Source organism: Actinoplanes subtropicus (genome assembly GCF_000721705.1).
Taxonomy (GTDB): Bacteria; Actinomycetota; Actinomycetes; order Mycobacteriales; family Micromonosporaceae; genus Actinoplanes; species Actinoplanes subtropicus.
Genome location: NZ_JOJL01000010.1, coordinates 166340 through 176832, shown reverse-complemented (window position 1 = coordinate 176832; position 10493 = coordinate 166340). Strand labels below are relative to the sequence as shown.

At 72.0% G+C, this 10493-nt stretch carries 9 protein-coding genes; 1 reads left to right on the top strand and 8 read right to left on the bottom strand.

The features are described from left to right. Positions 1 to 11: 11 nt before the first annotated feature. From IH26_RS0116075 to IH26_RS0116040, 8 genes are read right to left on the bottom strand one after another with little or no spacing between them, the layout of a single operon-like run. A complete protein-coding gene (locus IH26_RS0116075; RefSeq protein WP_030437003.1) occupies positions 12 to 1028 on the bottom strand; it encodes a GNAT family N-acetyltransferase in 1017 nt (338 codons plus the stop codon). Beyond that, positions 1025 to 2137: a hypothetical protein gene (locus tag IH26_RS0116070; protein ID WP_030437002.1), complete on the bottom strand. Its 1113-nt coding sequence runs from the start codon at positions 2135 to 2137 to the stop codon at positions 1025 to 1027. Before IH26_RS0116070 ends, IH26_RS0116075 begins: the two co-directional genes overlap by 4 nt. Then, positions 2134 to 3354 (bottom strand): O-antigen ligase family protein, encoded by a 1221-nt coding sequence (locus IH26_RS0116065; RefSeq protein ID WP_030437001.1) that lies wholly within the window; start codon positions 3352 to 3354, stop codon positions 2134 to 2136. Before IH26_RS0116065 ends, IH26_RS0116070 begins: the two co-directional genes overlap by 4 nt. Beyond that, positions 3351 to 4610 carry a lipopolysaccharide biosynthesis protein gene (locus tag IH26_RS0116060; RefSeq protein WP_030437000.1) on the bottom strand — a complete coding sequence of 420 codons (1260 nt, stop codon included), beginning with the start codon at positions 4608 to 4610 and terminating at the stop codon, positions 3351 to 3353. The genes IH26_RS0116065 and IH26_RS0116060 overlap by 4 nt, the downstream gene beginning before the upstream one ends. Then, a complete protein-coding gene (locus IH26_RS0116055) occupies positions 4603 to 6231 on the bottom strand; it encodes a tyrosine-protein kinase domain-containing protein (RefSeq protein ID WP_245665225.1) in 1629 nt (542 codons plus the stop codon). The genes IH26_RS0116060 and IH26_RS0116055 overlap by 8 nt, the downstream gene beginning before the upstream one ends. Continuing rightward, positions 6218 to 7441: a glycosyltransferase family 4 protein gene (locus tag IH26_RS0116050; protein WP_030436998.1), complete on the bottom strand. Its 1224-nt coding sequence runs from the start codon at positions 7439 to 7441 to the stop codon at positions 6218 to 6220. The genes IH26_RS0116055 and IH26_RS0116050 overlap by 14 nt, the downstream gene beginning before the upstream one ends. Positions 7442 to 7446: 5 nt before the next feature. After that, a complete protein-coding gene (locus IH26_RS0116045) occupies positions 7447 to 8562 on the bottom strand; it encodes a DegT/DnrJ/EryC1/StrS family aminotransferase (RefSeq protein ID WP_030436997.1) in 1116 nt (371 codons plus the stop codon). Next, the gene (locus IH26_RS0116040) at positions 8555 to 9325 is read right to left on the bottom strand and encodes a polysaccharide deacetylase family protein (RefSeq protein ID WP_030436996.1); all 771 of its coding nucleotides are present in this window, start codon (positions 9323 to 9325) and stop codon (positions 8555 to 8557) included. The genes IH26_RS0116045 and IH26_RS0116040 overlap by 8 nt, the downstream gene beginning before the upstream one ends. Before the next feature lie 153 nt (positions 9326 to 9478). Between IH26_RS0116040 and IH26_RS0116035 the strand changes: the two genes are divergently transcribed. Beyond that, positions 9479 to 10486 carry a lipid II:glycine glycyltransferase FemX gene (locus tag IH26_RS0116035; RefSeq protein WP_030436995.1) on the top strand — a complete coding sequence of 336 codons (1008 nt, stop codon included), beginning with the start codon at positions 9479 to 9481 and terminating at the stop codon, positions 10484 to 10486. The last annotated feature ends 7 nt before the right edge of the window (positions 10487 to 10493 follow it).

The window sequence follows — 10493 nt, the reverse complement described above, 5'->3', positions numbered from 1 at the left end:
GGGGGAGGCTCCTATCGGTAGGACGGGAAGGTTGCGGTGAGGTCGTCGGGGTCCGCCTGCGGGCGGCGTTCCGAGACCAATGTGCGGTACGCGACGGGATCGGTCACCAGTCGCCAGGTGTGGAAGGCGTGCCGGCCGGGGGAGAAGCCGGACTTGTAGAAGAACAGCGAGTCGTTGCTGCCGCCCTTGCCCCCGCCCAGGTGGAACACCGTGTCCCCGCGCGCCTTGCAGAAGCGGCGCACCTCGTCGTACAGCATCTCGTCGGCGTACCGGCCCTTGGCCCGGCGGGTGGACGAGACGTAGCCGGTGGCGATGCCGTCGTGCTCGAAGAACGTGTTGCCGCCGACCACCTCGTCGCCCTCGAGCGCCACGGCGAGGTGCATCCGGTCGCCGACCGCCTCGTGCAGGGCGGCCAGATGCTCGTACGTGAAGAAGTAGTAGTCGGTGGCCCCCACCCGGCGCATGTTGTCGTGGTAGACGGCGACCCACTCGGCCAGCCGGTCCCAGTCGTCGAAGACCACCTTGGTGCCGGCCCGGCGGGCCCGGTTGACGTGGTTGCGGTGGTCCGATCGGGTCTGGCTCCACATCTCGTCGAGGCTGATCGTCAGGTCCATCGAGACGGTTTCCCCGTGCCGCACCAGGCAGCCGTGCTCGCCGAGGGCGTCGAGTGAGGCCGGCAGCAGCGGGTGCATTCGGACAAATACCGAAACAATCCCCGCGGGGGCGAGCGTGGAGATCATCGACGCGCACGCTCGACTCCAGAAGGCGGCATCGTCGGTGTCGCTCACGGGCGCCGGATACCCGTACGGGGAAAGCGCGTCCTTTTCAGAAATATCCGGAATCTGACGCACGATCAGCGGCACGAGCAGGACGTGTCCGTCCTCCTCGTAGTGGAAGGCGGCCGGCGAACCGCCGTACAGGGCCGCATCGAGCACCACGTAGGCCGGCTCGTGGTACATGTCGTGCCTGAGCCGAGGCAGCGCGTCCGCCCACTCCGGCGCGTCCGGTCCGAGCAGCGATCCGGTCATTTTCCCTCCTTGCGCAGGACCTTGGCGTTGAGCGCCATGTTCCCGGCGAACTGATCGTTGACCACCCGGTGCGAGTCGAGGCGCATCTGTGCCGCCGCGTCGTACCGCCCGACCTTCACGAACCCGTCCGAGAACCAGCCGTTGTCCGAGCCGCTACCGTCCACATAGCCCCGATACGTGGTTCCCCCGGGCCAGATCACCTCGGTGAGCAGACACGAGAAGCCCATCATGTCGGCGCGGGTCCAGGCGGTGCCGCGCGAGCGGGCCTCCAGCACGTACGCCATCACGCCGTTGCCGTGGCTGACGTCCTGCCCCGGCCGCTTTGCCGAGCCCCAGTTGTCGTCCCAGAAGTAGGCTGTCGGCTCGACCGGATTGCGCCGCAACTGCCCGTGCATCCGCTGGTCGAAGTTCCCGGCCACCTCCAGGTAGCGGGCCTTGCGACCGGCGTCGGTGGTGATCTGCGCGAGGTTGAGCGCGATCAGCGCCCAGTGCGCGGACAGGTGGGTCACGTCGCGGTAGACGGTGTCCTTCGGGCCGCGCGAGTACCACTTCTCGAAGACCTGCACCTCGGCGAAGTCGAGCAGGCTCCGGTAGCGATCGTTCTGCGCCTTCGCGTCGCGCATCGCGACCAGCAGGGCCGTGCCGTACCGCCAGAAGTAGCTCTCGTAGAGCGGCACCTCGTCGCCGTCCTCGCCGTTCTTCGACGACGCCCAGCCGAGGTACTTGTCGTGGAAGCTGCTGTGCCGCAGCGAGGCCGAGGGCGCGGCGGCGGCCGCCACGTTCTCCACGAACCCCAGCGCCCGGTCGAGGTAGCGGCCGTCGCCGGTGGCCCGGAACATCGCCACGCACGAGTCGACCGAGTAGGACAGGTCGTAGTGGTCCCAGCTGTCGGCCGAACGGGACAGCGGCAGGCTGCTCTGCAACTGGTAGTCCCAGCTCTGCATGAAGACGCTCGTCCAGTCCGCCACCGAGCGCAGCTTGGCGACCGGCGGCGGCGCGACCGACGGCGCCGGCAAGGGTTTCATCATCGCGGGGACCTCGTCGTCGCGCCCGCACGCGGCGAGCAGCGAGGCCGCACCAAGCGTCAACACCGTTCGCCGGGTCGTCATAGCGGCACCGGCTCCCGATCGGGAACGGCCGCTGGCACCACGGCCGCGGCGGCGGCGATCGCGGCGAACAGCCAGGCGAGGCGGGCGTCGTAGTAGTCGCCGGAGAACAGGCTGCTGAGCGCCACGAACACCGCCGCGGCCACGGACAGGCCGGTCTCGCGCGGCCGGAATCCGCCGCCGCGGATCGTTCCGGCCCAGAGCGCGATTGCCGCGCCGAGCAGCGCGATGCCGATCAGGCCGCCCTCGGCCGCGACGCCGAGCAGGTAGTTGTGCGGGTACTCGACGCCCTGGTTGATGCCGATCGTGCCGTAGAAGCCGTCCAGCCCGGCGCCGGCGAACGGGTGCTCGACGGCCAGCCTGACCGCCTGCTGCCAGATGCTGGTCCGGTCGGAGAGGTAGTGCTGCTGCACCGTCTGCTGGACGAACCGCTCCTCGAACAGGCTGGTGAACGCGGGCGGCGCGAACTGCCAGGCGACCACCCCGGCCACGACCAGCCCGAGGCAGGTGGTGACGACCGCGCCCGCCTTGAGCCGGTGGCGCTGCTTGAACAGCGCGGCCAGGCCGATCGCCCCGCCGGCCAGCAGGCCCGCCCGCGACCCGGAGAGCACCGCCGCCAGCACGAACAGCGGCACGGCCGCCAGCAGCCACTTGCGCCGGTGGTGCAGGAACAGCGCGACCGCGCTGATGATGCCGAGGATCTGGATGCGGACGAAGACGTTGGGGCCGCCGCCGAACGCCGAGTACCGGCCCTGCTCGCCGGGGCCGTCGATGAAGATGGCGGCCAGCGCGAAGACGATCCCGGCCAGGTAGAACAGCCAGAACGTGTAGTGCACGACGATCGCCGGGTCGCCGATCGCGTACAGGTAGAGGGCGACGGTCAGCGCGGCCATCAGCACCAGGTCGACGGTCTGCGGCCCGACCCGGGCGGCCGGCGGCGCCCACAGCCCGGAGGCGATCTGGTAGACGAAGAACAGCACGGTGGCGACCAGCCAGCCCTCGCGGCGGTAACCCGACCGCTCCCGGCGCGGGCGGCGCGCGATGTCGGCGATCAGCACGGCCAGCCCGGCGGCCAGCCCGACCACCCGCAGGTCCACCCAGGCCAGATCGGGGAAGCCGGCCCGGTCCAGGGTGAACCGGCCGCCGATCGCGATCAGCATGAGGATGAACGCCGGGGCGAAGAACACCGGCGGCAGGTGCCACCACTTGCGGTCGCTCATGTCGCACCCACCCGGATCCGGTCGCGGGCGAGCGCGCCGACGGCCAGCGCGAAGACCAGGCCGGCGCCGTAGCCGAACAGCGAGCCCCAGGCCGCGCCGAGGATGCCGTGCCGGGGGATGAGCAGCAGGTAGGCGGCGAAGCTGACCGCGAAGCCGGCGATCTCGGCGGCCGAGACGAGCGTGCCGTGGCCCTTGGCGACGAGCAGGCCGAGGCTGATCCGGGAGATCGCGTACAGGCCGGCGGCGGCGACCAGCGGCAGCACGACCGCCTTGGCGGGCGCGTAGGCGTGGCCGAAGACCGGGACGATCAGCAGGTACATGCCGGCCGCCATGACCGGGCCGACCAGGACGACGTACAGGATCGCGGCGGTCACGACCGGGCGGGTGCGCAGCTCGCCCTTCTGGTGCGCGGTCCGCCAGCGGCCCAGCCGGGAGTCCGCGTACGCCCGCAGCGGCCACGCCAACAGCTCCGTCATGGTGGCCACGCTGGTGTAGAGGCCGAGCGCGGTGGTCGAGGCGAGCACCGGCAGCGCCAGCCGGTCGGAGCGCAGCATCGCCATGTTGGAGATGGCCGCCGGGAACAGCGCGGCCCCCTGCCGGCGTACCAACCGGTTCTGGTCATTTTCGATCGTCCCGCCGGGCAGTCGTAGCCAGAACGCCAGGTAGCCGACGGTCGGGACGAGACAGGCCAGGATGTACGCGAGCAGCCACAGCTCCGGCGAGTCGACCCGGGCCAGGAACAGCACGGCCATCACGGCCAGCAGCAGGATCGACTCGATCACCCTCGAGGCGAGGAAGTCGTGCACCCGGCCGATCGCGATGGTGACCGCGCGGCCGGCCAGGCTGACCGCCTCGACCAGCGCATAGCCGGTGAGCAGAGCGATCACGACCGGTCCCGGCGTGAGCCTGGGCGGGGCGAGCATCGCGTACGCCGCGGCCACCGCCACCCCGAGTCCACAGGGGACGACGAGCAGCCGCGCGTAGGCCCGGACCGCGGCCGCCGGCGGCACGTCGGGGTAGGCCGCCACGAAGCTGCGCTCGGTGCCCAGCAGCAGCGCCTGCGTCGCCAGGTAGACCACCTGCAGCATCAGCGCGACCTCGCCGCGGTGGGCCGGGGTCAGCGCCCGGACCATCATCACGTTGGCGGCCAGCGCGACCGCCCCGATCAGCAGCTGCGAGGCGACCAGCTGGACGTACGGGTCGCGCAGCCGATCACCGAGCCGGGCGAGCGGGTCGGCGACCCGCAGCTCAGTCATCGGACCGCGGCTTCGCGTCGGCCAGCGCCTCGTCGGTCGAGGGGTCGTCCTCCCAGACCTCCTCGTCCTGGGCCACGTCCACGTCCAGGGCCGCCTCGGCGGCGCCTCGCTGCACCGGCAGGTTCGGCGGTTCCGGCTCGCCGGTCGGCTCCAGGTTGACCACCACGCTGGCCCGGCCGCGCGGCCGGTGCCCGATCGTGGTGCGGACGACCCGGGCCTGCCCGCGGACCGGCCCGGTGTCCGGCAGGATCACCTGGGTCTCGTTGACCGAGTCCTCGCCGGTCACCAGCCCCAGCCCCGCCGAACCCGGCATCGCCGCGCGCTCGCGGTGCCACACCGCGCCGGTCGGCAGCTTGCGCGGCAGCGCGTTGAGCACCGCGCCGACCGGCCGGGCGCCGACCCGCTCGAGCAGGTCCAGCGACCGCGCCACGTCGGCCACCCGGGTGTGGTTGGCCCGCACCACCAGCAGCGCCTCGTCGGTCACCTTGCTCAGCACCACGCTGTCCGCGACTCCCTGCAGCGGCGGCGCGTCGACCAGCACCACGTCGAAGGTCTCGGCGAGCGCCCGCATCGCCGCCCCGAGCCGCGGTGAGGCCAGCAGCTCGCCCGGGTCGGCCGGGTTCTGCCCGCACGGCAGCACGGTGAGCCGGCCGTCCAGCGAGTCGCGCAGCACCGAGCGCACCGACGCGTGCCCGGCCAGCACGTCGGCGAGGCCCGGCCCGGGGTCCATCGCCAGGTAGCGGCCGACGCCGGGGGTGCGCAGGTTCGCGTCGACCAGCACCACCCGGGCGCCGGTCTCGGCCATCGCGATCGCCAGCCCGCAGGCCACCGCGGTGGTGCCCTCCCGGGGATGACTGCCGGCCAGCAGCAGCGAGGCGCCGCGGGGGCCGTCCCCGATCGCCGGCAGCAGGCTGCGCAGCCGGCGGAAGCCCTCGGCGAGGGCCTCGCCGGGCAGGCCGGACGAGCGGCCCAGCGAGATGACCCCGACCGTGCCGAGGCCGAGCCGGCGCAGGTCGTCCTCCTCGGCCACGGTCCGCCGGGTGGCCTCCCGCACGGCGACCGCGATCGCGCCGATCAGCAGGCCGAGCACCCCGGCGAAGGCGGTGTTGCGGACCAGGTTGTCCGGCTCGCGGGCGGTGACCGGGTCCTGCGCGATGGTGACCGACGGCGTGGGGCCGTTGGTCGCGTTGGTGCCGCCGCCGGTGGGCGGCGGGTCGAGCTGCTTGGCCAGGGTGATCAGCGCGGTGGTGGCGGCGGTGACCATCTGCCGGCTGCGGACCGCCGACGGGTCGGTGGCGCTCACCACGAGCAGATCGGTGCCGTCCTGCACCTGGGCCGTCAGGCTTGCGCGGACCTGGTCCTCGGTCAGCGGCGGGCCGACCCGCTCGACCACGGTGCTGGCCACCCGCGGGCCGGTGAGCAGTGCGATGTACGAATTGAGCCGGCTCGCCTTCGAGTCCGGATCGGTGGCGTCGGTGGTGATGAACAGGACCATCGACGACCGGTAGGCCGGCGGCGTGGACAGCGCCAGCCCGGCCGCGAGACCGGCGGCGATCAGCACCGGCACCACCAGCCAGGCCCAGCGGCGGCGGCACGCCCGGACGTACTCACGCAGCTCCAACGCTCTTCCCTCCGGCGTACGCCCTGGTCAGCACGGTCTCGAACTGGTCGAAGAGCAGGTCGCGGGAGAACCGCTCGACGGCGAGCCGGTGCGCGGCGTCCCGGGCCCGGCGCAACCAGTCGTCGTCCCGCAGCCGGTCGGCGAGCAGCTTGCCCGCCTCCTCCGCGTCGGCCGGGTCGAGCACCAGCCCGGCGCCCGACTCGCTCAGCAGGTCGGCCTGCCAGCCGCCGTAGTTGATGGCGATCGGCCGGGACGCCGCGAGCGCGTCGAAGAACTTGTTCGCCGAGTTGTCCCACAGCGCGCGGATCGGCCGGACGAAACTGCTCGACATCGTGCTCGCGGCCAGGATCACCGGCAGGTCGGCCTTCGGCACCTTCTCCCACATGTGCACGGTCGTGTCGAGCAGCCCGTGCGATGCGGCCAGGTCCTTCGTGGACTCCCACTCCCGGCCGTGCCCGACGATGAGCACCTGCAGGCCGGGGTCGAGCTCGCGCATCCGGCGGGCGGCCCGCACCAGGTACTCCACGCCGTTCACCGCGCCCAGCGCGCCGGTGTAGACGATCAGCGGCCGATCGCCCAGCCACCGGTGCTCCGCGCGGAAGGCGCGCACGGCTGCCGGTCGTACGGCCGAAAACAGCTCGATGTCCGCGGCATTGGGAATCATCGTGGTTCTGGTCGGTGGCCTTCGGGCGGTCACGCCCGCGGCCATGCCCGGCGAGAGCGCGACGACCTCGGCGGCGTTGCGGTAGGCGAAGTTGGCGAGGCCGCAAGCGAGCCGGCGGGCGATCGGATTGCGCAGCGCGCCCATTTCGATCGGTACCTCGGGCCAGAGGTCGCGCACCTCGAAGACGAACGGCACCCGGCGCAGCTTCGCGGCGAGCACGCCGGGCACCGCGACGGTCAGGGGAGTGCTGGTGGCGAAGACCAGATCGGCCTTCAAGCGGGCGGCCTTCGCCGCCGCGAGCACCATGAACTCCGCGAAGGCGCGCAGCCGGCGGGCATAGGACATGTGATTCGAGTACGGGATGGGATACCAGTGAACGGTGACGCCCTCGTCCCGCGTGACCCGCCGCCCGCCGCCGTCGATGTCGGTCGTGATGACGTCGACCCGGTGTCCCCGGGCGACGAGCCGGCGGGCCTGCTCGTACGAGCGGATCCCGCCGGTCATCCCGGGATTGCAGTAGTACTGGTGGATGTAGACGATGCGCACGCTCGTCACCCCTCCCGCAGCGCGCTGACCACGCGCTCCCGGTCGTGCTCGGTGAGCGCCGAGCCGCTGGGCAGGCACAGGCCGCGGCGGAACAGGTCGGCGCTGACCTCGCCGCCGCGCATCACGCAGTCCCGGAAGACCGGCTGCAGGTGCATCGGTTTCCAGGCCGGCCGGGCCTCGATGTTGTGCCGGGCGAGGCGGGCCAGCAGCTGGTCGCGGGTTTTCTGGGAGTCCACCAGGAGGCAGGTGAGCCACCAGTTCGGCAAGCCGTAGTCGGCGATCGGCATGAAGGTGAGGCCGGGCAGATCGCCGAGCGCGGCCCGATAGAAGCCGGCGGTCTCCTTCCGGGCCGCGATCATTTCGGAAAGGCGCTGGACCTGGCCGCGGCCGACCGCGGCGAGGAGGTTGCTGAGCCGGTAGTTGTAGCCGACCGTGCGGTGCTCGTAGTGCGGGACCGGCTCGCGCGCCTGGGTGGCCAGGTGCCGGGCCTGGGTGGCCACCCGGCCGTCGTCGGTGAGCAGCATGCCGCCCCCGCCGGTGGTGATGATCTTGTTGCCGTTGAAGGAGAGCACGCCGGCGAGCCCGAACGAGCCGGCCGCCCGCCCGCGGTAGGACGCGCCGAGCGCCTCGGCCGCGTCCTCGATCAGGGCCACGCCGTAGCGATCGCAGGCGTCCAGCAGCGGCTCGTAGTCGGCGCACTGGCCGTACATGTCGACCGCCACGACCGCGCGCGGCAGCCGGCCGGCGCTCGCCCGGGCGCGCAGCTCCTGGGCGACCAGGTCGGGGTCGACGTTCCAGCTCGCCGCGGTCGAGTCGAGGAAGACCGGGCGGGCGCCGAGATACATCACCGCGTTCGCGGTGGCGGCGAAGGTGAACGACGGGACCAGCACGGTGTCGCCGCGCCGCACGCCGGCCGCGACCAGCGCCAGGTGCAGTGCGGCGGTGCCGCTGGCCAGGGCCACCGCGTGCCGCACGCCGACCAGCTCGGCCACTTGCGCCTCGAACGCGTCCAGATCGGGGCCGACCGGCGCGACCCAGTTCGAGTCGAACGCCTCCAGCAGCAGCTTGCGCTCGACCTCGCTGACGTCGGGCGGGGAGAGGAAGATCCGCGTGTCAGTCATGAACCCGGGTCCTTACTGCCCAGAGCGGCCAGGCGGGGTGCAGCCCCTGCCGGTGGATCCACATCGGAGAGTCGCCGGTCCGCATGGCCGGCCGGAGCGTGGTGGCGAAGCTGCGGTACCCGGCCGCCCGAGCCGCTCGCACGTGCCGGTCTCGAAGATCGACCACCGGGTTCCCGTACGGCGCGGCGAAGTCCCGGACCGCGACGCCAAGCTCGTCCTCCAGCTCGTGCTTCGAGTCGGCGATCTCGCGGCGGGCGGTCTCGTCGTCACAGTCGGCGAGCCGGGGATGGGTGATCGAGTGCGAGCCGACCCCGTGCCCGGCGGCGAGCAGGTCGCGCACGTCGTCCCAGCCGAGGTTGCCGGGCCGGCCGATCAGCCCGGTGGTGACGAAGAAGGTGGCCGGCACGCCCAGCTCGGCCAGGACCGGCACGACCACGTCCCGCCAGGTCGGGTCGCCGTCGTCGAAGGAGAGGCAGAACGTCGGCCCGGTCAGCGGGCGGCGGCCGGTCAGCACCTCGATCGCCGCGTCCCAGGAGACCAGCGGGCCCAGCTCGCCGAAGGCGCGCAGGTGACGGCGCAGGCCGGCGGCGAACTCCGGCGGCACGTCGTGGTAGAAGGGGAAGAACAGCCCGGTCGCGGCCGGCAGGCGCTTCCGGGCCCCGGCCGCGGCGAGGATGCGGCCCTGCAGCCGGGGGCTCCGGCGCAGCCGGCTGCGCAGCCCGAGCTCGTTCAGGCGTCGTTGGATCGGGGTGGGCGACCGCATGTCACTCACCTTGACAAATGAATGCCGGGCATCGTCAGTAGCAATTGTCATATTGAATGTGAGGGATTTTCACATCACTTATGACACCCTTGCTTAATTGGTTTACGGTGGCGCATCATCCGGCTGTCGGACCATTTTCTCCCAGGGGATCACATGCTGGCGTTACGACCGGCCCCACCGTCCGCGGCGCTGTGGCGCGACCGCTCCTCCTTCGCCGACCGGCTGATCTTCCATACTCCGCAGTGGCTGGCGTTCGTCGCCGAGGCGCAGGGCGCGACGCCCGTGCTGGCCACCGTGCACGACGGCGAGGAGGTGGTCGGCCACTTCACCGGGCTGGTCACCAAACGGTTCGGCTTGCGGATCCTGGGCAGCCCGATGGCCGGCTGGACCACGTCGTACCAGGGCTTCAACCTGCGGCCGGGGGTGTCCCGGCGGGCGGCGCTCGAGGCCCTGCTGCCGTACGCGTTCGGCACGCTCGGCTGCGCGCACGTGGAGATCCGCGACCGGTCGTTCGTGGCGGCCGACCTGGCGGGCCTCGGCTTCCGGTGGGACGCCGCGCCGACCGCGGTGATCTCCCTCGAGCCGACCGAGGACCAGTTGTTCGGGGCGATGGCGCCGGCCTGCCGCCGGAACATCCGTAAGGCGGGAAAATCCGGCGTCGTCATTGAGGAGGTGCACGGCGACCCGTCGTTCGCCGCAGATTTCTACGATCAATTGCGCGACGTTTTCGCCAAACAGAATCTCGTGCCCACCTATTCGATCGACCGGGTCCGCGCGCTGATCCGCCACCTCGAACCGGCCGGCCACTTGCTGCTGCTCCGCGCCCGCGAGCCCGGCGGCCGGTGCATCGCCACGGCGGTGCTGCCCTGGTACCACCGCACCATGTATTTCTGGGGCGGCGCGAGTTATCGGCCCGACCAGCACCTGCGCCCCAATGAGGCATTGATCTGGCACGCATTGCGATGGGCCCGCGGACGCGGCGTAACGGAGTTCGACTTCGTCGGCGGCAATTCGTACAAACAGAAATACGGCACGACGGAAGTTCCGGTCCCGTGGGCCCGCCGCTCGCGCTCGCCGCTGGTCGCCCGGCTGCGCGACGCCGCGAAGGAGGCCTTCGCGCTGCGGCAGCGGGCGGTAGCCCGCCTGACCCGCGCTTCTTGAGCGGCGG

What these genes read in the sequence shown, in the direction of transcription:
- IH26_RS0116075 (WP_030437003.1), bottom strand. Translation starts at nt 1,028, where the DNA reads ATGACCGGATCGCTGCTCGGACCGGACGCGCCGGAGTGGGCGGACGCG.
- IH26_RS0116070 (WP_030437002.1), bottom strand. Translation starts at nt 2,137, where the DNA reads ATGACGACCCGGCGAACGGTGTTGACGCTTGGTGCGGCCTCGCTGCTC.
- IH26_RS0116065 (WP_030437001.1), bottom strand. Translation starts at nt 3,354, where the DNA reads ATGAGCGACCGCAAGTGGTGGCACCTGCCGCCGGTGTTCTTCGCCCCG.
- IH26_RS0116060 (WP_030437000.1), bottom strand. Translation starts at nt 4,610, where the DNA reads ATGACTGAGCTGCGGGTCGCCGACCCGCTCGCCCGGCTCGGTGATCGG.
- IH26_RS0116045 (WP_030436997.1), bottom strand. Translation starts at nt 8,562, where the DNA reads ATGACTGACACGCGGATCTTCCTCTCCCCGCCCGACGTCAGCGAGGTC.
- IH26_RS0116040 (WP_030436996.1), bottom strand. Translation starts at nt 9,325, where the DNA reads ATGCGGTCGCCCACCCCGATCCAACGACGCCTGAACGAGCTCGGGCTG.
- IH26_RS0116035 (WP_030436995.1), top strand. Translation starts at nt 9,479, where the DNA reads ATGCTGGCGTTACGACCGGCCCCACCGTCCGCGGCGCTGTGGCGCGAC.